This window comes from Paenibacillus prosopidis, from assembly GCF_003337375.1.
GTDB classification, from domain to species: Bacteria; Bacillota; Bacilli; order Paenibacillales; family Paenibacillaceae; genus Pristimantibacillus; species Pristimantibacillus prosopidis.
The window spans coordinates 73926-96961 of the sequence record NZ_QPJD01000012.1 but is presented as its reverse complement, the minus strand read 5'-3'; the positions used below and the strand labels follow the sequence as shown (position 1 = coordinate 96961).

Here is a 23036-nt window from a genome sequence, read left to right as displayed (position 1 = left end):
GAGGGAGGAAAAGTAATGGATTACAAAATGAAGAAGATGGAGTCAATAGCAGAAATTCTTAAATCATATACACAAGACAACGAAGGACCGTGGCAGGTTGCCTATAGCGGAGGGAAAGATTCAACAGTAACTCTAGCGCTGGTCATAAGAGCTCTGTTGATGCTAAAGCCTGAACAACGAAATAGAACGGTTTATATCACATCAGCTCAGACGCATTTAGATCTTACAACGGACCCGACAAAACAAAGGGAATTTGAAAAAATACAGGCATTGGTAGACAAGCATAACCTTCCAGTTGTGATTAAGGAGGTAGAAGCCAAACCGAGCAGCAGCTTTGTATATTGTGTGCTGGGCCTAGGCTACCCACTCCCAAGAAACGATAGTCGCGAGAGATGGTGTACACATAAGATCAAAAAAGAACCACAAGCCAAGTACATGAAAGAGCTCAACCCGTCTTTAGTGGTTATCGGTGTTAGAAACTCGGAAAGCGCAAGTAGGGAGAGGAAGATAAAAGAACTACTTTCTGAGGGATCAGAGTATTACGGAGATAACGGTACGTTCATGCCGGTTGTTAAATTCACAGTCGAAGATATTTGGGAATACCTCTCAAACGATAAAACACCTTGGGGCGATGCTGAAGAAATAAGCCAACTATACAAAGATGCAACAGGCGAATGCGGTTTGCGCGGTAAACGGGCCGGGAAAGACGAAAACAACAAAGACGTGTGCGGCGCTAGGTTCGGTTGTGTTATATGTCCGGTTGTGAAGATTGACCATAGCACGAAAGAAATGGCAAAGAAGAAACCGTGGTTTGAGCCGTATGTTGAACTGAGAAATATCATGATCAAAATGTTCGATGTTCCTCATAACAGATCGGGGTATCGTCGAAACGGTATAAAAATGGGATACGGAAAAGGGACATTCTCCATCAAAGCAAGATCAGAATTGCTAGAACACTTTTTAAAGGCGCAAGAAGATAATCGAATCCTGTCACTGATGCACGGAGTAGAACCGCAGCCAATCATAAACGACGAGATGCTACAGGCCATATACGATCAATGGAAAAAAGATGCATCTGAAAAACCATGGTTGGAAGACGCTGAAGAGTTGGGGAGATTTTTCGAGGCATTCAACAAGAAAGCGAATGCTGAGGGTTACCAAATAGTATGGAATCACTTGTACGACACTCCACAGGAGGTAAGTGTGTGAATAAATCAGATGATTATGAATTATACGACAAAAACTTTGATGAATGGCTGCGGCGAGGATTGGAAGCGTTCGGGCTAGAGGATCATCCGGGTAGAGTAGAGCAGAAGAGGAGCGATGAATATGCGTGAGATTAAGTTCAGAGCGTGGGATGGTAAGGTGATGCGCCAAAATGTTGTGTTGGTTGATGGAAATGCCTTCAAAAATGAAGTTAGGGCAGGAAAACCAATGCAATACACAGGCCTGAAAGACCGCAACGGAGTGGAGATATACGAATCAGACATCATCCATTACGACAATGAGCGTTATGAGGTCTACTGGTCCGAAGATTGGGCAATGTTCACCGTCAAGGGATGCCAAGTCCAGGCGCTAATGAGATATGCATCATATGGAGAGGTGGTTGGAAATGTCTATGAAGCCTGAAACACGAAAGAAAACAGTTGAACGTGAAGTAGATAAGGCATGGGAGTCGTGGGAGCTGCTCCTGTACAACCGATTAATCGAGTTCGACCACTTCCTTGAAGCGATTTAGCACCAACTTTAGGGACTATGCAAGGCGGAGGACAGGAACCGAAACTATTTGACGGAAATAGAATCCGCAAGGTAACGCCTCTTGAATGCTTCGGGCTCCAATCCTTCCCGGACGAATGGTATTACAAGCTAAACGAACACGGTGTATCAGACAGCCAATTGTATAAGATGGCCGGAAACGCAGTTACGAGTCGAGTGGCTTATGAGATTGGAAAACGTCTAATGCAAGCCAATTAACCCAAAGAAAGGATGATACCCAATGACTACGCATGTGGTTATAGCAAACGATGGCGCAATGACAGGTCCAATGAGTTTATACGAAGCGTCTAGATATGCAAAGGAATTGAGAAAGCGTGGGAACTATAACGTTTACGTGAGGATGCTTACATGAAAATCACAGTAGACATTACCCCGATGGGCGCGGTTCGTATGACCGGTAGAGGAAAGTTTGTAAAGACGGATGCACAACGCTATCTGGCATACAAAACCCGAATCGGCTGGGCAGCAAGGGAGCATATTAAAGTCGCGATAGACGGACCGGTCAGCGTGAAGCTGAGATTTTACTACCCGATCCCAAAGGATTGGTCCAAAGCGAAGAAGGCCGAAGCGAGAGAGGGAACACGCCGGCCGATAGTTAAACCGGATATCGATAACGTGGTGAAAGGTTGTTTCGACGCTCTAAACGGAATCGCCTGGAAAGATGATAACCGAGTGGTGGAGGAATCAAGCAGCAAGTGGTATAGCGATCAGCCGAGGATTGAAATCGAGATCGAGGAGGTTGGGGCATGAAAGTAAGGATCACAGGACATACAGACTCAGATACAATGCCATGGTGGTACATCGATCACATCGGCGAAACGTTTGAAGTGGTCGAAGACGAAGAAAAACCGCAATACTACCTTACAGGGATACTAGAGATCGAAGGAACCGCATACCAGCGACATATTAAGAAGGTGGATTGTGAGGTGGTTGAATGACACCGATCGACGAATTAAAACAATACCTGACCAAAATGCGCCAACATGGGCTACCTGTAGTAAGTGTTGATTATGTTTTGGGTAAGTTGAGAGAGGCAGAGGTGCAGGATATGCCACTCAGACCGCCAGAAGAGTCTATTAAAGCGATTTGATAGAGTTGGACGGATAAATCTAGGGTAGAAATCTAAAGCGTCTGTATGAGGCGTATAGGAGGCGTTCAAGAGATGGATTTTAAAAAAGGTGACATAGTTAATGACGTTGAGTATGGGCAAGGAAGGATATGCTTCATTTGGTTGACGGGCAACGTCGACATTGATTTCGGTGATGGGAAGAAACTTTTAAATTGTCCGACTAAGTTCTTGAACAAAGTATCTGAATGAATAGGGAGTGTGTTCATGAAAATGGAACAATGGATTGAACAACAGATCGATAAGATTAAGAAAGATATTGAAAATCATCCAGATACGTTAAAAATTCCTGATTATACACTTGGGTGGATTGCAAGCATGCTTGAATCCGCTTGGTCACGTGGAAGGAATCAGGGTTCTAACGAGGCCTATGAGAATGTTCAAAAGTGGCGAGAAGAAACGAATGAATAAAACGTTACATAGGAGATGATCAAAGTTGAGGGACCCACCTGAGTATCGTATGGATTTTTGTGACATTATTAAGGATATAAATTAATTGTGTAAAAATGCCATAAACCCTTGATATTACTGGATTTTTTACAACTTTTGTGGTAGTATTATAGTATGGATAAAAGTACTTATCATATGGACGGAGGAATGAAATTGAGAGAAATACTAGTGGCTGAAATGGCAGAACTGGAAGCGAAAAAGGGCGAGCTGCAAGCGCAGTATTCCGGCAGCACGAACATACAGGAACGGCAGAACATCATTGACGACATTAACAAAATCGAGAAGAAGATAACGGGACTTCGCACGCAGCAGGAGATCACGCAACAGCATGAGGATCGTATGGAAGAAGCGCAGGAACGAATCAATACAGCTTTTGATGAGGTAGAGTTCGACGGTGAAAAGTACCCTATCCGCGTATTCACCAAGGACGAAGGATCGGCGCAAGTTCTACGAATCCATTTCACCAATATCCACCTCTCCCAGGAAGATGAGAACGGTAAGCGAGTGCTGGAGCTAAAAGCAGGGTACGAGGCTGATAAAAACCAGCTTAAGGAAGAGTTGAAAGAATCGAAGGAAATGGTTCAATCGCTGAAGGAACAACTTGCTCAAGCGATTATGGACAAAGAAGACCTGGAGCAGAAGCGTGATGCAGCTGTCCGGATGGCAGAAGACGCAGTACGAGCAAAAGCAGCAGCTGAACTTCTGGCAGATGAGAAGCAGAAGCACATCGATAAACTTCGTGAAGAACAAGCGATCGGAGCGAGTGCAGCGGTTCGCATTGTGACGAACGTTGAAGGTGATATGGCTGATGCTATGAAGGCTTGGAAAGAGCAGCGTCCAGCAATATATGATGTACAGCCGACTGATCCGCTGAAGAAAGTGGAGTTTAGAGCCAAACTTGCTGAAACAGACGAGGAAATCACTGACAAGTACATATACATCGGCAAGTATCGCCAACTGGACGAAGCGGAGGCCGGCCGATTTCGCCTTGAGCGAGAAGCCGCAAAAGCTGCTGCAGAAGTTGTTGAGCCCGATACACACGTTGAAGCAAATATTCCACTGGTAGTACCGCCGGTATTCCCCTTTCAAGAGGAGCCAACCACTGGATTGGTTGAACACGGCGTTGTATCAGAAAGCGATGCGCCGGTTACTCGCCGGGAGTTCAACCAGCTCACAGCCCGAGTCGCACAGCTTGAACAGTCGAAAGTAAATGCAGCTTAATATACAAATGGGGCGCTCCTGATCGGGGCGCTCTAAACAAAGGAGAATTGCAATGGAAATGGTCAAGCTTACAAGTGGGCTGCTTACTGAGAAGTACACGACGGTACATCATGAGAAAGATTACAAATTCAATGCTCCGCATACATTCGAAGTCCGGAGTGAAGATGGGGTTCTAGCGAAGATCCATTTCCAAGAGGGGCCTATCAAAGAAGCCGGCATTAACGGCGTTAACAATGAGGACTTGATCAATATGGTTATCCGCAGGCTGGAAGGGTTCCAGAATAGTGAGTTCCGTTGCCGCGAGAATGCAGTAGCGATCACCAAGCTTGAGGAATCTCTTATGTGGCTGCGCAAGAGGACGATGGACCGGGAAGCGCGAGGCGTAGAGGGAACACACACCGTTTAAATACAAAACTAAATAGGGGGAATCCGGCATGAGTAACTTCGATTGGGATAGAACGTACAACGATCTGTGTAATGAGATTGAGATTTTGGATATCCGGAAGAATGAGCTCGAGTTAGAACTAAAGATCGTCCAGCGCCGCATATTTGCAGGAGGGCCGAGAACTAAACTTGTAGCGAGTTATAGCGGTATGCCATCAGGCAATTCGGATGATACACCATTAAACCAGTTGTGGCCAATGGCTCAAACCATTCAAGCGACGATTGATGATGTAATCGACATTCTAAGCCTCAAGCGTGAAGCCAAGAGACGCATGGAGGAAAGGATGAGTAAGTTCGATACACTGGAGTACAGAGTCGCTTATATGCGAGATGTGGAACGTAAGACGATAGCGGCGATAGCTACCGAGCTCCAATACTCATACGATTGGATAGCGAGGATCAGCAGCAAATTGAAGCGCATGAAACAAACGGCAATGATAGGATAAACTGTACAAGATAGTACAATCCGGCGTAGACAATTTGTGTTATTCTACTTATAGGTCATTCATGCCGGATGAACCAAATGCGGACGCGGATTGGGATCACAGGCCGACCGCGTTTGCATATTATGATGGTGATAGGCACATAGTGCTTCACATATAAAATTCAAACAATCCTGCAGCCAATGTATCCCAATGCATTGACGCGACAAGTAATGCTCTCGCAGTAGCCGCCAAATGGCGGTTATTTGCGTTATAAGGAGTGGAATACAATGCGAACAAAACAACCGTTATCTTTTTGCATTATTGGAATAGCTGCAATGATCATAGGTGTAGGAATTGGAGTAAGTTACGTTGTTAGGAACATGTAGTGACCGACCTGGACGCCATTAGCATATATGCAGTATGTAATCTAATCCTGTGGCGTATAGCCATGTGGGCATTCTTCGGGAGAGGAGATGATGAATGATGGCATTGACTGATAAGAAGAAGCTATTCGCTGACCATTACTTAGTTCTTCTCAATGCCACAGAAGCTGCGGTAAAAGCTGGATACAGTGAGAAGACAGCTTACAGTCAAGGTAGCAGATTGTTGAAAGATGTTGAGGTTCACGCGTATATAGAGGAAAAACAGCAGGTCAGAGCTGAAAAACTATCTGTTGACGCTGATTGGGTGTTGAAAAGGTTGATGGAAATATCAGATCGTTGTATGACAGCTGAACCGGTTATTGAGTTTAACCCCGATACTCGGCAGATGGAAGAATCGGGAGAATATAAGTTTGATAGTACAGGAGCCAACAGGGCGACTGAGTTGATAGGAAAACATTTAGGGATGTTTAAGGATAGTCCTAATGTGAATGTGAATGTAGGCGTCACAATAACGGATGATATCAAATGACCAGGCTATCTAGCGTCATTGCTCCATCGTTCCACACGATCCATAAAGACATTAAAGCCGACGCTCACACTCATTATTGGCTCGGGGGCGGTCGTGGATCCACAAAATCCTCTTTCGTGGCGATTGAGATCATCTTAGGCATCATGTCCGATTCAAATGCAAACTGCATTGCCTTGCGTAAAGTTAAGGACACGCTAAGAGATTCCGTTTACGAGCAGCTATCATGGGCCATTGAAGTGTTAGGCGTTGACGATTACTGGCATAAGAGTATCAGCCCGTTAGGGTTAACATACAAGCCAACTGGACAGCAAATAAGGTTCAGAGGCGCTGATAAACCAAAGAAGATTAAGTCCATTAAGTTCTCTAAAGGTTATTGCAAGTTTCTGTGGTATGAAGAAGTCGATGAATTCACCGGCATGGAAGAGATCCGGATGATTAATCAGTCTCTAATGCGTGGTGGCAAGAAGTTCACTGTATTTTATTCCTACAATCCACCGAAGTCAGCTAACAACTGGGTCAATGCTGAGGTGCAACTCACTCGTTCAGACCGTGTAGCGCATCACAGCACCTATTTAAGCGTTCCGCGTGAATGGTTAGGTGAACAGTTCATTGTCGAGGCCGAACACCTGAAATTGACGAAGCCAACGAGCTACGAGCATGAATACTTGGGATCGGTAACCGGTACAGGTGGTGAAATCTTTGATAACGTCCAATGTCGCAAGATTAGCGACGAAGAGATCGAGGACTTTTACAACATCAAGCGCGGCCTTGACTATGGTTATGCGATTGACCCGCTAGCTTACGGCGTGATGCACTATGACCGGAAGTACAAGCGGTTGTATATATTCCATGAGCTTTACAAGGTTGGGCTATCCAATCGGGCAGCCTATGAACACATCAAAGAAGAGAACAAGAATAACGAAGAAATCATAGCTGATTCAGCGGAACCAAAGAGCATTAGTGAGATGCGGCAATATGGTTTGCGGATCCGTGGCGTGAAGAAAGGGCCGGACAGTATTGAGTACGGCATAAAGTTCCTGCAAGACCTGGAAGCCATTATCATTGATGATACACGTTGCCCGGAGACAGCGCGGGAGTTTTTGACGTATGAGCTTGATAAAGATGCTAACGGCAATTTCAAAGCCGGTTACCCGGACAGAAACAACCACAGTATTGATATGGTTCGATATGCCATGAATGACGAGGCAAGAGAGTTCAGGGATCGCAAACCAGCGGACGAGAAGAAAGAAGCTCGGAGGCAGCGCGGATATCAACAAATGGATGCGTTTATCCGGTTCTAAGGAGGATCAATATGGAATTACTACTAGGCGCGGCGATTATGCTTGCGCTTCTTTTGTTGTGTGCAGGGAGCTTCTACGTGGGCTATACAACGGGCAGGAAGCGCACACCTGATAAAGATCTAACACCCGATCAGCAAGATCTTAAACGGCGGCGTGAGCGGTTTGAAGATCATTTTAACCGCATATTCGCATATAGCCCAAGGAAAGGAGGGTAAAGATTGGCAGACGCACAGAGCATATACAATCTTTATCAGGCAGGCGTGAACTACAACAATCGCTTGGAGCCAAACTATTATGATGATGTTGATACGAGCGTGGACATGTTCCAGGGCAAGCAATGGCGAGGACTTGAGCTAGACGAGGATAGCGACTTACCGCAGCCGGTCCTAAACTTCATACGAAGGTTTGTCACGTTCTTTGTTGCATCGTTAACCACGTCGAACCTAAAGATTCACCTATCGCCTTACCTTCAATCAACCGGCGTGACCATCGAAGGCATGTCGAACGTACAGGTTACCGAAATGGTGAACAGCCATATCGAATTCTTGCTAGAGAAATTCAAAATGGAATTCAGGTTGCGTGAGGCATCCTTTGACAGCGCCATAACCGGCGACGCTTGCGCTCATTTTTACTTTGATACATCGATCAAGCCATATGGGGCCGAATCGGGAGACATTGAGGGCGAGATCGTCATGGAGCTGGTTGATGGCATTAACATCATATTCGGCAATCCGAACTGCAACGAAACCGAGCCGCAGCCTTATATCTTGGTTGTGGGACGTGATACCGTTGACAACCTTCGTAAAGAAGCAATTGAACAAGGCATGAGTGAAAATGAAGCCGGTCAGATTGTCTCTGACAGCGATTATCAGTGGCAGTTAGGCGCAAACGGACAGATCGAGAACGAAAACGTAGACGAATACGGTAAAGCATTGTTCATTTACTGTTACAAGCGTAATGAGAACGGCACGATCAGCGTAGCCAAGAGTACTCCGACTGTCATGATCTTTGATGAGATTGACACTGAACTTTCGTATTATCCGATCGCGTGGCTAAATTGGGAGAAGCAAAAGAACACCTATCACGGACGTAGTTTGGTCACTGACTTGATCCCGACGCAGATATTCATCAATAAGATGGCGGCAATGATCATGTACCACTTGATGATGTCCGCATTCCCGAAGCTTGTATATGACGAGAACTTATTGCCTGATGGCGTAGATAATCGCGTAGGGCGCTCCATTGCCGTTGATAACATTGGAGACAGGCCAATGAACACGATCATTGACCAAATTCAGCCGGGCAATATGTCGCCGCAGATCATCCAAGCGCTGGATACGATTGTCGGTTATTTCAAGGAGACAGCCGGCATATCTGACGCAAGCATAGGTAATATAGAAAACCCGAAGAACACCAGCGCACTCATAGCTATTCAGGAAGCAACGTCTATTCCGCTTGGAAATGTTGCAGCTAACATGAGCGAGTGGATGGAGAACGTCGGTCAAATCCTTATTGACATGATGGGCACCTATTACGGCATCAGGCCACTTGTCATGAAACAAGAAGGGCAGAGGTCGCTCCACGAATTCGACTTTAGTCAACTTAAAAGCATGTGGCTGAACGTTGGGTGTTCCGTTGGAGAATCGACGAAGTACAGCGAGATCACAGTTATTCAAACGCTGTCTAATCTTCTGCAAGGCGGTTATATCGACTTCATGCAATTCCTTGAGCGTGTACCGGATGGTTACGTCACGCAGAAACAGGAATTGATTGACGATATTAAGATGCGCATGGGTATGCAGCAGGAGGAAGCAGAGACGGAATCCGAGGAAACTGCACAAGCGCAGGAAGATCCGCTGGCATCGTTGAGCGACGAAGAGTTGGTGTACTTTAGCCAGCAGCCGCCGGAGGTTCAAGAGCAATTACTAGCACAGGCAGCAGGAATGTAAAGAAACCGTCATGTCGTATGACGTAAAACTAGGCACAACAATCCCTCACCATGGGACGGAGGAATAAGCGTGGACGAAGACGTAATTAACATTTTTGAGGAAAATGACTTCCCTAACGAGGAAATTGAAGATACCAACGACAATGAATCGGAGGGCGAAGAAGAGGAAGACGAAACGGAAGAAACCGACGGCGAAGAAGATGCCAAGGAAAACGATACCGACGATGATGACGAGGAAGAAAGCGAAGAGGAAGAGGATACCACACCGAAAACCTACCGCCTGAAAACCAAGGAGAATCATCAAGAGGTAGAGGCCGAGTACAGCGAGGAAGAACTTGTTTCTCTTGTTCAGAAGGGCAAGGACTATGAGCGCGTAAAGCAGCAGGTCAACGATTACAAGAACGATCCGCGCCTGACGTTTATCGGTCGGCTGGCTAACGAGCAGAACATGACCGTTGAGCAGTATATACGGTGGCATGACGATCAGCAGTACAAGAACCAGCTGGAGGAACTGCTTGATGCTGGCGTTCCGGAAGATGTAGCCAAGGAAGTTGTCGAGACGCGCCGAAATAAGAACACGCCGGAGCCGGAGCAGACGCAGGACGAGAAGGACTTGCAAGAATTCTTGACCTATTACACCAAGGTTAACGGGCGAGAGTTCGGAGAAAGCGACACTCTTCCTGCCGATGTAGTTAAGGCTGTACAAAGCGGTACGCCGCTTAAGATCGCATACATGGAGCATCTGATTGAACAGAAAGAGCAAGCGAAAACCGAGCAAAAGAAGCAAGCGGAGAAGCAGGAAAAGAAGCAAGAGCACAAAGAGAAAGTCAAGCAGAAAGCACCGGTAAAGGGCGTTGGCAAGAATGGAAACGGTAAGAGTCCGAAGAAAGATGCACTCTTTGATGGACTGTTCGATGAATAAAAATAACACACGGGAGTGGTAAAAAATGGCTGTAAATTTAGCTGCGAAATATTCAAGCAAGGTAGACGAACGATTTAAACTTATGTCGCTGACGGAATCGGCAGTAAATAAAGATTATGATTGGGTCGGCGTACAGACGGTTAAGGTATACTCCTTCCCGACTGTAGCGATGAACGATTACGCAAGAACGGGCACGAACCGTTACGGCGTGCCTACGGAGCTGCAAGACACTGTACAAGAAATGACACTGGCGAAAGACCGTTCCTTCTCCTTCACAGTGGATAAAGGCAATGAACTTCAATCTGCAGGCGCGCGTAATGCAAACAAAGCGTTGTCCCGGCAGATTGATGAAGTGGTTTTGCCTGAAATCGACATTTACCGCCTCAGTGTCATGGCTACCCAGGCAACTACAGCCGGCGGCACGGCATTAGCTGTAATCACGGCTTCGAATGCGTATTCCAGCCTGCTTGAAGCTACCGAGTATTTCGGTGACAACAAGGTTCCGCAGGGTGGCCGTATCGCCTTTGTTAAGCCGTCGTACTATAACTTCCTAAAGCTAGACAACAGCTTCATCAAAGCGTCTGAGATTGCTCAGAACATGTTGATCCGTGGTCAAGTGGGCGAGGTAGACGGAATTAAAATTGTCATGGTTCCGACATCGTACCTGCCAGCTAACACGGAGTTTATCGCGGCGCATCGTTCAGTTATTACAGCACCGGAGCAGCTGCGTGAGCTTAAGATTCACACGAATCCTCCAGGCATTAATGGCCAATTGGTAGAGGGCCGCGTCATTTACGATGCATTCGCTCAATCGCAAAAGACGAAGGGTCTGTACGTACACAAGAACGCATAATTAACGGGGCAGGGTGTATAAACGCTCTGCCCTTTTTTTATTAAGGAGGAGTGAATTAGATGTATGTATATGGCGAATTAGAGATAAAGGCCGGCACAAGTCAAATAGGTTCGGTTGACGTAACAAGTCTTCCAGCACTTCCAGCAGGAACGAACAATATCGGTGACGTAGATCTAGCAAGTGTTCCAGTTGTCGGCGCACATGGGAATGCGTGGAATGCGGCGGCGGTATTGGCCAACGGAACATCACCGGGAATAGATTGTCAGTTTACCGCCAACGTGACAGCGTTTGGCAGTGTGGACGCTGCGACAGATATTAGCGTCGAGGTTTCACAAAATGGGGTTAACTGGTATAACTCATTTCTAAAAGCGGTATTAGCAGGTGCAGGACACTTTTATATATCTGTGCCCAATCTAGGAGCACGGCATGTAAGACTTTCTTCGTCTGCTGCAGCAACGATCACTGCAACGATTGCCGGTAAAGGTTAAAGGAGGGCGCATCATGAGAACATTCAAAGCAGAAAACGGAAACACATTAACGGCTATCGACGATATTCAAGCGTCTGCTATGATTCGCGGAGGCATGACTGAGATTGCGGGCGAGGAATTCTCCTGCAAGCATTGCGATTTCATGACGGATAGCAAGGGCCAGCTAATGACCCATTACCGATCTAAACATCCCAAGGGGTGATAACCAATGACACTACAAGAAATACTGGACATGATCGCGCTTAAGTACCCGCATGCACTGACAAATGCGCAGGTAATCAGCATGATCAACGACGTTCAACGGCGGCTATTCCGCACGATATATAAGCCGGTCACCGCAGACGTGTACGACATCATAGCAGACAATCCCTTTTATCCGGTTGATTATTCGTCGCCAAGCCAAACCACACTCGATGTGGTGGTCAACGGCAAGGAATACCCTTACCAGGACATCAACCTTTCCTCTCAGAGCTATTACTATTACATCGAGGACGATAACACCATAGGGCTTTATCCAACGCCTACAACGAGCATTACAGCTGGTCTGACGGTGTTTCACTATAAAGACCCGGCGACGCTAACAGAAAGCAATCTAAGCGCCTCCCCTGACTTTGATGCAGATTGGCATATGATCATTGTTTATCGTGTATGCCGTCAGATTGCCGAGATTGCGCAAGACGGTGATATGGTTCAGAACTTTACGGCAGATAGCAACACAATCGAGACGGAATACAGACGGTCAAAGAGGGCGCGGCAGACGCGCGTACAGGACGTATACGGAGTAGGAAGGCGGTGGGCCAGCAGGTGACACAGGCATCGGAACAGATTGCAAAACAGTTTGCGGCGGCAGCTAATGTTAAGAATATATGGGGTAGTATCCTCTACAACGTTAAGGCATATGGCGCTAAAGGCGACGGGGTAACGGCCGACCAAGTTGCAATACAAGCTGCGATTGATGCTTGTACTGCTGCAGGTGGAGGAGTTGTTTACGCACCTCCTGGGACATACTTTATTAGCGCAGATAACTTTATAAACGTGAAGCCAAACGTAGTACTTCGTGGTTCTGGATATTCAACTCGTTTCGTTTCGGGAACGGGAGGGAAATCCGGCAATCACATATTTGTATACTTAAAAGATAATGCAGCTATTGAAGATTGTCGCATCTCTGGTTCGGATTACGTAAAACAATCCGGCGGCGCTGATTTCATTGGATATAACAAAATAGGGATTGGTACTCAAGGTGCGGCTATAGGTAAAGGGTTCATGGTAACGAGAGTTGGATTCGAAAAATTCTTAAACAGTCATGTTTATGTGCATGATGGTCATTCAGATGTATTAGTTGAGAACTGCTATACTTTCGGTCAACAAGTAGGAGTATATGCAGACGTAGATTCAACAAACCTTGTAACGAATTGGAACGCAACGAAAGATACAAATAAATTAACAGCCGGAACACAAGTGTATTGCTTAACAAACTTTTACAATTCAGGTAGTGCAATACCTTCAACTGACGTAATTATTAAAAACGGAATCCATTTCAATATAAACGATGCATTTGCAGGCATCAGTAACAACGGAAAACGCCATGTGTTTTCAGGGAATATATCGGTAAAGAACGTAACGGGATATTATGGCGGATGGGGAATCGATATAAATGGCGGCGACGAAGTAACGGTAACTGGTAATATACTCGAAGGGTATACGGCAGGATGCCATTTGCTATCAGCCGTGAATTGCGTGGTTACTGGAAACCTGTTTAAATCCGATGTTGGTGTGTGGATTGAAAATATTGCATCTATAAAAAATACTGTCACAGGAAACACAATAAGGTTGACTGAAAATAATGCAACTATCCCCAATAAAATGGGCGTTCAGGTTACAGCGGCACTAAACAATACAATCTCTGGGAATACAATCGATGGAAACAGCATAGCCAATTCAAGAGGAATATACTTCGAATCATCTGCAATCGGCAATAACGCAACAGGTAACACAATAGCGAATACAACTACAGGAATAGAGTCTGCAAGCTCTGGAAGTGATTCGAACTACGCATACACAAACGTATTTAGGTCTGTTACGACGAGGTTTCCGAGAGCGATATTCTCTAACTTTTTTCAAAATGTTCGCGGTATTTCAGGGACAGACTCCAACGCAAACAACTTAGGGGGAAGCGTAACGGTTTCCGATGCAAACACAAGTCAGGCTGTTACGTTTACTAACGCAGAGCCGGATACGAGCTTTCGCATCATGCTCACCGTTCGTAGTGTATCAGGAGCCCCGGCAAGTGGCGCTTATGTTCCTGTTGCGCCAAGCGGCAAGGCAACGACAGGATTCACAGTTAACCTTCAATCGGCACCGGGTGCAGGAACTTCTATTACTTACGAGTGGTTTCTTTTTAGAGCGTAATCCTTTCCAGACACAAAATAATAGAGTATGATTGAGGTAAAAATTAGGTTAGGGGTCTATAAATGTTAATTAATAATAAGATCCCCATGGTAATTATCTTCGTCGCACTCTCTATTTTTGTCGGAGCATCAGTAAGTGCCATAGGGGTAAAATCTCTGTACATCATTCCCGTCATTATTCTAATGATGGTTGTTCCAAAATTAACAAAAGATGCAGGTAAGATATCTATAATAGGCATATTGTTTTTCCTGCCATTTCAAAATGTACTGGTATTTGATGTAGGTCTATTCAGTCTGAAAATGTCTCAAATCTTTTTGTTTATCGGGTTGTTATATTTGTTTATGACTAAACAACTATCAAATCAAATGGTTCCTGTGATGCTAGTTGTACCAATTCTGATGTCATTATTTAATTCCATTGATATAAATCGCAGTGTCACACTACTATTTGCTGTTATATTGTTAATCGGAATGTATATTGTCATTCGAGATATTGCCAGGATCAGCAAGAAAGAAACCATATTGAAGGTAATCATTTGGTCGGGTGTGATCTCTTCCTTGTACGGGATTTATCAATACATCGGTTTTTATATGGGCATAGATACAGGGATTCATTACTATGTGTGGGACCCTAGACCGAAAGTTAATTCATTTTCTGTACCAAACCAGTTTTCTAACTTCTTGTTGCTACCGATAGCAGTTTCCATGTATGCAATTAAGGTGTATGGGAAAAAATACATTTTGCCTTTATTGATATGCAGTTCCGCCTTAGTGTTAACCTTTTCAACAGGTGCAATCATATCACTAGTACTTAGTGTCATCATTTACGCGCTGATAGTAAGTAAGACAATGAGAAGAGTGTCACTTGGACTCGGAGCGATTCTTTTTGTTATCACATCCATTGCGTATATAGCAGATCCGGGCATTTTTAATTTAAACAAATACCAAGGTTTTATTGACGGAAGAACTACCGAACGTATCTTACTATGGGATGTAGCAACAAAAATGTTTTTAGAGCATCCGATAGTTGGGTCCGGTCTAAATACGTTTCCTCTTCACGCCGTTTATGAAATAACCTATCTTACATTTGAGCGTAACAAAGAGGTTCACAACACATTCCTAACTGTACTAGCCGAGCTTGGAATTGTTGGAATGCTATTCTTCGGAACGGCTGTAGGTTTTATCTTTTTCCAAGCGATTCGGAGGATTAAGCATACAACCGGAGAACAAAGGATTCTCGTTTCGTGTTTGTTAATCGCATCTCTGACAATGTTGATTCAATACTTTACTGATAACGGACTGTATAGTATGCATTTATGGGCAACATTTGCTTTATTGAAAGTCTATTCGGAGAAGGTCGCTAATTGAGGATCTTCTTTTTTATTTCCATTGTAATGAAGGCATAGAGGGGGCGATATCATGAACTTTCTCTCATATCACTATCACCGAATAATGAAACGAATACACAAAAGACCAGGTTCTTGGCAGACTCGGTCTTTTTTGCGTCACATGATCAAGATGAAAGAGTACGAAAGAAGGAGATACATTTGAACTACTGGCCTTCAACCAGAAAGAAACTACCGTCCCTTACCTTGCGGGAATTCCGGGGCGTGAACAAACTTGATCCTTACTCCATCAATGACGTGTTCTCACCTAACCCAATCAACCTAACATCATCCAAAACGCCTGCACTCACGGTTAAGCCGGGGTATACGCAACTTGGATCAACAATCGGAACGCGGGTACTAGGATTGGCCGCATGGAAAAACACGGAGTTACACGCTGTATTCAATGACGGCACATGGAGAAAATGGGACGGAAGCACATGGACAACGCTCAAGAGTGGACTTAACACGTCTGCAAATTGGGCGTTTTGTAATTTCAAAGCCAACTTAGGCGCGGTGAATCTCATCGGATCCAACGGAGTGGATGCGGTACAGCGTTATGACGGCAGTACCGTTCAGAACCTTTCAAACGCTCCTGCAGGCGCTAAGTTCATTGACCAACACGATAACAGGCTTTATGCTGCCGTTGGCAATATGGTCCATTATAGTGGCCTGTCGTTGGCTGATTCATGGACGCTGGTCGGCACGCCTGATGATAGTTCGCCAGGAAGCATCACGCGTGAGACGAACGACGGCGAGGACATTATCGGACTCAAGTCCGGTACCGGACATTTGACCGTATTTTTCCCGAATTCAAGTCATGAACTATACGGCACAAGCCCGAGCGACTTTGAATTCATCACCGTTGCCGAGGACATTGGGGCGATCAATGACCAAGCTATTGTAAACCTTAGTGGCGTTCTGTACTTCATCGATGAAACGGGAATCTACCAATACAGCGGCGGTGTACGGCCCCGTAAAGAGTTTTCGCGGCGGGTTCAATGGTACATCGACAACATGAACAAGACAGGAAAGAACACGGTAGCAATGGGCTCTGATGGACGTTACCTTTATGCGGCTTTCCCTATGACTTCAACAACCGCGCCGGACACGATCCTAGTCTATGACACAATTGAAGATCAATGGGACGTATGGACAGGACTCAACGCCGTACACATGCTGAAAATGGGCGACGATCTATACATGGCTGATGCGCAGGGACGTGTATATAAGATCGGAGGCACAACAGCAAACGGTGCGGCAATTAGTTGGAAGTGGGAAAGTAAGCCGCTGACAGGGCAATCCATTAGTCAGAAAATGCGGTTTACTAAGGTTTGGTTGACGTTGGATAAGCCTTCCGGCAGTACGGTAACGGTATCGATTACAAATGTTCCGGAAGCAGACAGTGGATGGACGGAAGTCGGAAGTATAAGCGTTAACGACATATCAAACAAGCGGATCCCGATAGCGCCGAGCAAGCTAGTTTGGGGCAGTTACCTGAGAATCAAGATCGAGGGTACAGGGCCATGTACGATCAGGGAAGTATCATGGGATCAAATCGAAAGTGCGGTGACATAGATGCCTGGACAGACGCCTAGTTTCAACGGATTACGCGGCGACGAATCCATAGAGGAATTGCGGGATATTGTCGCCCAGATGATGAAGACTATGAACCATATGCTTAGACACCTCAGCAGCAAGAACATAACCGAGGTTGGCGGTTGGTTCGTAGACAATACGGAGCTTGTTTCCAAAGACGGTGACGTAGGCATGTCCACAGACGATACAGGTTCCGATCCTGTGCGTTTTTTCGCCGGAGGGGTAGACAAGGAAACAGCTCCTTGGAAAGTCCGTCAGAATGGCGTCATGGAAGCCATAGGAGCGATCATAGGCAGCGCATCATCAGGGATGCGTGTCGTAATCAACTCAACGGGATTACATGCCTATGACGAGAATGGAGTTGAGCGGATAACGATTGGAACAACTCCCGCAAAAGGGGCGAAAGCTCTAATATTCAGGGATTCTACAGGGGCAGAACAGACCGTTATGACGCACGACACAGAGTCGGTTGACGGCGCTTCTCGTACCGGACAATACATCACGGCTCACGGTGCATACATTCTTCTAGGCAATGACGGAGACGTGCGAATACAAGCATCAGACGGAAAGGGTTTCCGTGCCGTATCGGGTACTCCGGAACTCAATGACGGTTTCGGCTGGAAAGTTATCGCCACTCAAGACGAAGTTGATACAAAGGCTACGGCCGGGGCTTCAACAAGCTCTAATGGAGCGCAAAGTTTGAATGGCGGCATACCAATCGGAACCTCATTAGCTACATCTAGCGGCGGTTCCGTGACATGGAATGGAATTAGCTTTGGGGCGCATTCTCACACACAAAACTAGCTTTTTTATTAGGAGGGATAACATGACAGTCGATCAAATCTCCATGCTCTGGAATGCGGTGTTTATCGCTATTCTTATTGTCGTTTGTATCATATTTGGTCGGATTCACTTAAAGATAGCAGGAATATTCACGAAATGGCGTTGGCTATTTACTTCTGTATATTTCGTTTCGATATGTTTTGTCACGATCCTATTGTGGTATGTCACGATAGGATTTTCATTTTGAAGGAGGGGTTATCATGGCCGCACTAACAGCAGAACAACTTGAAGCTGAGCTGAAACGTAAAGCCGCTGCCGGAATAGCGCCGACCAATTCGGCAAACACGGAGCGATATAATCAAATCAAAACATCTATTCAAAATCAGGTACAGCCAAAACCGGCGCAACCAGCACAACAACCATTCCGGCTTGATCCCGGTCAGTCGTATGTACGTAGAGAATTAGAGGGCGCAGGCTTTACCAATATCGGCTATGACAAGGGCCGCAACATGGTCACAGCTGGGGGAATGGACGTACTGCAGCCTGACAAGGTTGTGAATGGCTCGTCGATTGCAAGCGGCGATAGACTGAAACAGGCTATATCGCAAATACGCGAACGAGAGAATCAGAAGAAGCAACAGGACTTGTACACACGCTTAGAAAGCATGCTAGGTAGCGCGCCGAAGCCGCAGGAATTCAACTATAATGCAGAAGCCGATCCTGTTTATCAGGCCGCATTACGACGCGCAGGAGCGAATGCACAGACCGCTACAGGTAACGCTATGGCAGAAATGAACCGCCGCGGGCTTCTGAACAGTACAATCATGGGCGATAGAGCCGCACAAATCCAGCAGGGAGAGTACGGACGCGTGAGTGATGAAATACTACCGCAGTTGATTCAGCAGGCTTATGGGCGGTATAGAGACACGTATAGCGACCAATACCAGCAATACCGCGATCAGGTGGGGGACGTTGGGAACCTACTCTCTACAACGAATCAGTTAGGGCAACAGGCGCTTGATAATCAATTCAGAGATCAAAGCTTTGACCGCGGGGTGCTTGAATCAGATAGAGCATTTGACCGGGGCGTATTGGAATCCGATCGTCAATTTGAATTCGCTAAAGGCCAACAAGAATGGGAAAATACCTTCAACTCCAAGCAATTCGATTGGCAGAAGGCACAACAAGCTTGGGAGAATACGTTCCAAGAGAAGAACTTCCAGCAAGAAATGAAAGAAGCGGCAGCAGCAAGAGGTCTTCAATGGGCAAATTTAAAACAGAATCAAAAAGAATTTATAGCTCAACAAGCATTCAGAGAAAAAGAGTTTAAGTATCAACAGGATCAAGATGTAATTGCAAACGATTTAGCTAAGCAAAAACTAAACAGCCCCGGAGACTATGACTATAAATCTGATCCAGATTTTGCAGAAGATGCGGCAGCAATGGTACAGGAGCCTATTAAAGCAAGAGAAGCATTGCGGGCTAATGCACAGGCATACATCGATAAATACGGCGTTGAAGGGTATAACTACTTGATCACCACAGTTAACAAATAGGAGGGTTGAACATGCCGGGATTATTCAATTCAAGCAGTACTAAAAAAGAAGAAAAGAAAAAGACAAGCGGCGGTTTGTTCAATCCTTCCACAAGTAGTGCGAGTACTAGCAAAAAAAGTTCTGGTGGAGGGCTGTTCAAGCCTTCCTCAACTTCTTCTCCTGCAACAAATGCATTAGCGCCTAACCCATTGATGAAGCCAAACCCATTCGACACAGCCGCAACAGATAGATCAATCGCTAATGCGAAGCTGCGTATTGAAAACTCAGGTTGGGCGGTAAACCCGGATAAGCGGAATCCTGTAGAAAAGGCTCTAAATTTGCCACAGGATCAAAACTGGTTCTTTGATACGTTAGACGTTCTAAATCGCCCTCAACAGGCTTTGTTTGGTGGGATGGATGCAATACTAAAGACAGCTAACGGAACGCCTACAGATCGGGAAGACGCGTTTATGAAGGGTCTTACTGGTAAGCAAAAGGTTAGAGGTTCCGATTTAATGCAAGGATTGGGCGTGACAAACAAGCCGACGAAGGCTGTAACTGGATTCATTGCCGATGTTGCTACCGATCCACTCAACCTTATACCCGGGAAGTTAATAGGCGGTGCGGTAAAGGAAACTGGCGGTCTGTTCAAAAAAGGTTTAGATGCTGCCGAAAGCGTTGCTCCACCTCTTAAAACATTGCGTGAAACTAAAGTTCAACCCGCATTAGAAGCAGGAAAAGACGCATTAGGAAGAATATTCGTCCCTAAATACAAATGGGATGAAACGTTAACAGGCGGCAGTGACCCCTTCCTAAAAGACCGTTACATTCAAACTGAAAACGATATTCGGTACATGACAGATGAAGCCCTAAAAGGCATTACTGATGCCGCTAGAAAATCGGGTGGTTTGGATACAGGTACAGACGTAGGGCGCATCATGGAAAAAGATTTGAGACAGTTTGAAGATAATCCTATGTTCGAATTTCCTGATGGTGTCCGCAGAACAACAAGTAAACGAGAATTGGATAACGAAATTATAGGCAATAAACAGAGAATTAAAGAGCTTGGGCAAGGTGTACGAGAGACTAACAAAGCCATGGACAAACAAATATCCGAAGTCGCTCAAGCTTTGGATAAGAATGATAATGCTTTACGCAGAATGTTCATGAGTATTGAAAATAAAAAGTTAAAGTCATTGCAAAAAACTGATCCTAAAGCATTGAACAACCCTAAAGTAATGCCCGGATTTTTGCCAAATAGTCCTGCACTTAATCTTCTTATTAAAATACAGGATGAAACAAAAGCACAAATAGACGATATGCGGACTGAGTTAGGTTTGCCCAAGGTTAGAAAAAAGAGTTATACACCCGAAGAAATGCAGAAGCTTGCAACAGATCGGACGTTCAAACAATTATCTCCAAGTCCTGCTTTCAATCTTCTCTTACAAAGAAGTAAAGACTTCAAAGCTGAATTGGATGAACTGAGAGAACTTAGAAAAACATCCGGACAACAGGAGATTGCAGATATTCAACGATTAGTTGATGAGAATGCAGCGATTAAAGAAGCCGCTAAGAATCCTGTAATGGTTCCTAGGGAAATACCTAGACCAGTCAGGGATATGACAACAGATGCTAAGATCGTTCAGGCTGCTGATACTTTAATCAAAAGCAATGATGATATTAGACAATGGGCTACTGCTAACGGCATACCTGTAGGCGAAATTGAAGGGTATATGCGTCACATACTTAGCGCCGAGGAACAAGCAGCCCGGAAAATAGTCAAACCTAATGCAGTTGATCGTTCTTCTGCAAGCATGAATAACCCAAGTAAGAGCATATTGAAAGCCCGTAAATTAACGGGAAGCGTTGAAGATATAAACGAACAAATAGGTCGAAAGTTTTTCGAGCCAAATGCGTTTTTTGCTTCCGCTCTAGGACAAAAGAAGCTTATCGAATACGGTAATGCCGTTAATTTCAGGCGTGAAGTATTGAGTAATCCGCAATTTGCAAGGCCATATGTACCGGGAAAAAGTCCTGCTCCGGGAAATGGGCAGACCGTTATCAATACAAATAATTATAAATTCTTGAATGATCCTACAAATCCTGCTATGGCTGATGAAATTGGCGGCGATTATGTCGTAACATCAGGTGTTAAACAGGCGTTAGACCGCTATCAAAAGCTAACTAGTGATGAAGGTATACACGCATTCCTAAAGGCTTACGATGCCGCCACAAGCGGCTGGAAAAAGCTTACGTTGCTTTCGCCTGAATACCACGTTAGGAACGATTTGGGCGCAAAGTTCAATAATTATGTTGGAGGCATGAATCCCGTAGATATTGCAAAGTATACGGCTTCTGCTACAAAAGATGTGACTAATGCTTTGGCAAGGAGCAAAAACACACCTCTATACAACGAGTTTAAACAACAGGGTCTAGGTTCTAACTCTCAATTAGCTGTTGAATTTGCAAGACATGGTAACGATGCTGAAAAAGCTTTTAGGGAAGTTGTTAAAGATGAAAGTCGCACAGCGTTGCAAAAGGGTTTAGGCACTATTAATCCGTTAAGAGTGTTCAAAACTTCTCAGCAGCTTGGTACGGCTATAGATCAAATTAACCGATTTGCATTGTATAAGTGGGCGAGAGAAACTAAAGGAATGAATCCAAGGCAGGCAGCGGATAAAGTTAAAGAGGTTCAATTCGATTATTCCGATTTAACGCCAACCGAGAGAGAATTGTTTGTTCGTGCCGTGCCATTCTACAGATGGAGCCGTAATAACATTCCATTCCAGATTAAACAGCTTGTAACCAATCCGTTGAAATATGAGAACGTGAACAAGGCTAAAGAAGAAGCGCAGAACTATTTCGGCATGGATCCTGAAAAGGAATCAGACTTCACCAAAAATAGCTTTGCTTTCCCGGTAAGTGGTGACGGTCTAGGTACTGGATCGATGTTAGGTCTCAACCTTCCGCTATCTGATTTAACGAAGCTTAATGAACCGGCTAAATTGTTTGCAGATTCGCTCAGCCCAGTTATTAAAACACCAATCGAATTGGGGACGAATTATAACCTGTTCAAAGGCCGCGATATTGAACAATTCAAGGGCGAACAGAAGAAGATGCAAATACCTGAGAAAATATTGGGTTTAAATGTTCCTGGAGGTGGTACTCCACTTGGAGGAATACCAGTAAAAACGGATCATGCGCTGAGACAATTGGGAGGAAATCCAGCCCGACAGTTTTTAAATGCAGCTACAATAAAGACAGAACGAGAAAAAGAAGAAGCAGCAACAAAGCCAGCGTTCGGCATAACGAACATGTTGAAGCGGTACGATATTAACGAGACAAACTTTTATGAGAAGAAAGCAGAATTGCGGCGGTTGATGGAACTGATTGATTACATTGAGCAGGAAACGGGTAACAGGCCGAAATCAGTAACAGACATAAAAAAAGGGCGGTAGTT

27 protein-coding genes are annotated in these 23036 nt (G+C 45.2%); all 27 read left to right on the top strand.

The genetic code is table 11. From position 1 onward, the window contains the following. Positions 1-15 precede the first annotated feature (15 nt). Positions 16-1209 (top strand): phosphoadenosine phosphosulfate reductase domain-containing protein, encoded by a 1194-nt coding sequence (locus DFP97_RS19135; protein WP_114381798.1) that lies wholly within the window; start codon positions 16-18, stop codon positions 1207-1209. Continuing rightward, positions 1206-1337 carry a hypothetical protein gene (locus tag DFP97_RS31950; protein ID WP_281270985.1) on the top strand — a complete coding sequence of 44 codons (132 nt, stop codon included), beginning with the start codon at positions 1206-1208 and terminating at the stop codon, positions 1335-1337. The genes DFP97_RS19135 and DFP97_RS31950 overlap by 4 nt, the downstream gene beginning before the upstream one ends. Continuing rightward, positions 1330-1629 carry a YopX family protein gene (locus DFP97_RS19130; RefSeq protein ID WP_181873584.1) on the top strand — a complete coding sequence of 100 codons (300 nt, stop codon included), beginning with the start codon at positions 1330-1332 and terminating at the stop codon, positions 1627-1629. The genes DFP97_RS31950 and DFP97_RS19130 overlap by 8 nt, the downstream gene beginning before the upstream one ends. A gap of 126 nt (positions 1630-1755) precedes the next feature. Beyond that, positions 1756-1974 (top strand): DNA cytosine methyltransferase, encoded by a 219-nt coding sequence (locus DFP97_RS19125; protein WP_114381796.1) that lies wholly within the window; start codon positions 1756-1758, stop codon positions 1972-1974. A 150-nt stretch (positions 1975-2124) separates the two neighbouring features. Beyond that, positions 2125-2526, top strand: coding sequence for a RusA family crossover junction endodeoxyribonuclease (locus DFP97_RS19120; RefSeq protein WP_114381795.1), 402 nt, complete (start codon positions 2125-2127; stop codon positions 2524-2526). Then, positions 2523-2714 (top strand): hypothetical protein, encoded by a 192-nt coding sequence (locus DFP97_RS19115; protein WP_114381794.1) that lies wholly within the window; start codon positions 2523-2525, stop codon positions 2712-2714. Before DFP97_RS19120 ends, DFP97_RS19115 begins: the two co-directional genes overlap by 4 nt. Beyond that, positions 2711-2866: a hypothetical protein gene (locus DFP97_RS30820; RefSeq protein WP_181873583.1), complete on the top strand. Its 156-nt coding sequence runs from the start codon at positions 2711-2713 to the stop codon at positions 2864-2866. The genes DFP97_RS19115 and DFP97_RS30820 overlap by 4 nt, the downstream gene beginning before the upstream one ends. A 243-nt stretch (positions 2867-3109) precedes the next feature. After that, entirely contained in the window at positions 3110-3313 is a 204-nt protein-coding gene (locus tag DFP97_RS19110) for a hypothetical protein (RefSeq protein WP_114381793.1), read from the top strand. A 192-nt stretch (positions 3314-3505) separates the two neighbouring features. Then, positions 3506-4573 carry a hypothetical protein gene (locus DFP97_RS19105; RefSeq protein ID WP_147275071.1) on the top strand — a complete coding sequence of 356 codons (1068 nt, stop codon included), beginning with the start codon at positions 3506-3508 and terminating at the stop codon, positions 4571-4573. A 52-nt stretch (positions 4574-4625) separates the two neighbouring features. Beyond that, a complete protein-coding gene (locus DFP97_RS19100) occupies positions 4626-4979 on the top strand; it encodes an Acb2/Tad1 domain-containing protein (protein WP_114381791.1) in 354 nt (117 codons plus the stop codon). Between the two features lie 28 nt (positions 4980-5007). After that, positions 5008-5463, top strand: a complete 456-nt coding sequence (locus tag DFP97_RS19095; RefSeq protein ID WP_114381790.1) for a hypothetical protein — start codon at positions 5008-5010, stop codon at positions 5461-5463. Between the two features lie 459 nt (positions 5464-5922). After that, positions 5923-6354: a terminase small subunit gene (locus DFP97_RS19090; protein WP_114381789.1), complete on the top strand. Its 432-nt coding sequence runs from the start codon at positions 5923-5925 to the stop codon at positions 6352-6354. Next, entirely contained in the window at positions 6351-7655 is a 1305-nt protein-coding gene (locus tag DFP97_RS19085; protein WP_114381788.1) for a PBSX family phage terminase large subunit, read from the top strand. Before DFP97_RS19090 ends, DFP97_RS19085 begins: the two co-directional genes overlap by 4 nt. An 11-nt stretch (positions 7656-7666) precedes the next feature. Next, a complete protein-coding gene (locus DFP97_RS19080) occupies positions 7667-7870 on the top strand; it encodes a hypothetical protein (protein WP_114381787.1) in 204 nt (67 codons plus the stop codon). Positions 7871-7873: 3 nt separating this feature from the next. Next, positions 7874-9604 carry a portal protein gene (locus DFP97_RS19075; protein ID WP_114381786.1) on the top strand — a complete coding sequence of 577 codons (1731 nt, stop codon included), beginning with the start codon at positions 7874-7876 and terminating at the stop codon, positions 9602-9604. A 69-nt stretch (positions 9605-9673) separates the two neighbouring features. Then, positions 9674-10525, top strand: coding sequence for a hypothetical protein (locus DFP97_RS19070; RefSeq protein ID WP_114381785.1), 852 nt, complete (start codon positions 9674-9676; stop codon positions 10523-10525). Between the two features lie 25 nt (positions 10526-10550). After that, a complete protein-coding gene (locus tag DFP97_RS19065; RefSeq protein WP_114381784.1) occupies positions 10551-11378 on the top strand; it encodes a major capsid protein in 828 nt (275 codons plus the stop codon). Positions 11379-11437: 59 nt separating this feature from the next. Then, on the top strand, positions 11438-11866 hold the full coding sequence (locus DFP97_RS19060) for a hypothetical protein (RefSeq protein ID WP_114381783.1): 429 nt from the start codon (positions 11438-11440) through the stop codon (positions 11864-11866). A 13-nt stretch (positions 11867-11879) separates the two neighbouring features. Continuing rightward, positions 11880-12068 carry a hypothetical protein gene (locus DFP97_RS19055; RefSeq protein WP_114381782.1) on the top strand — a complete coding sequence of 63 codons (189 nt, stop codon included), beginning with the start codon at positions 11880-11882 and terminating at the stop codon, positions 12066-12068. Positions 12069-12074: 6 nt separating this feature from the next. Beyond that, on the top strand, positions 12075-12674 hold the full coding sequence (locus DFP97_RS19050) for a phage adaptor protein (protein WP_114381781.1): 600 nt from the start codon (positions 12075-12077) through the stop codon (positions 12672-12674). Beyond that, positions 12659-14275 (top strand): glycosyl hydrolase family 28-related protein, encoded by a 1617-nt coding sequence (locus DFP97_RS19045; RefSeq protein WP_181873582.1) that lies wholly within the window; start codon positions 12659-12661, stop codon positions 14273-14275. Before DFP97_RS19050 ends, DFP97_RS19045 begins: the two co-directional genes overlap by 16 nt. A 62-nt stretch (positions 14276-14337) precedes the next feature. After that, the gene (locus DFP97_RS19040; protein ID WP_114381779.1) at positions 14338-15642 is read left to right on the top strand and encodes an O-antigen ligase family protein; all 1305 of its coding nucleotides are present in this window, start codon (positions 14338-14340) and stop codon (positions 15640-15642) included. A 242-nt stretch (positions 15643-15884) separates the two neighbouring features. Next, positions 15885-17237, top strand: a complete 1353-nt coding sequence (locus DFP97_RS19035) for a hypothetical protein (protein WP_147275070.1) — start codon at positions 15885-15887, stop codon at positions 17235-17237. Further along, a complete protein-coding gene (locus DFP97_RS19030) occupies positions 17238-18062 on the top strand; it encodes a hypothetical protein (protein WP_114381777.1) in 825 nt (274 codons plus the stop codon). It abuts the gene before it with no gap. A gap of 22 nt (positions 18063-18084) precedes the next feature. Continuing rightward, positions 18085-18288 (top strand): hypothetical protein, encoded by a 204-nt coding sequence (locus DFP97_RS19025; protein ID WP_114381776.1) that lies wholly within the window; start codon positions 18085-18087, stop codon positions 18286-18288. Positions 18289-18301: 13 nt separating this feature from the next. Further along, the gene (locus tag DFP97_RS19020; protein ID WP_114381775.1) at positions 18302-19597 is read left to right on the top strand and encodes a hypothetical protein; all 1296 of its coding nucleotides are present in this window, start codon (positions 18302-18304) and stop codon (positions 19595-19597) included. An 11-nt stretch (positions 19598-19608) separates the two neighbouring features. After that, positions 19609-23034, top strand: a complete 3426-nt coding sequence (locus DFP97_RS19015; RefSeq protein WP_114381774.1) for a hypothetical protein — start codon at positions 19609-19611, stop codon at positions 23032-23034. The last annotated feature ends 2 nt before the right edge of the window (positions 23035-23036 follow it).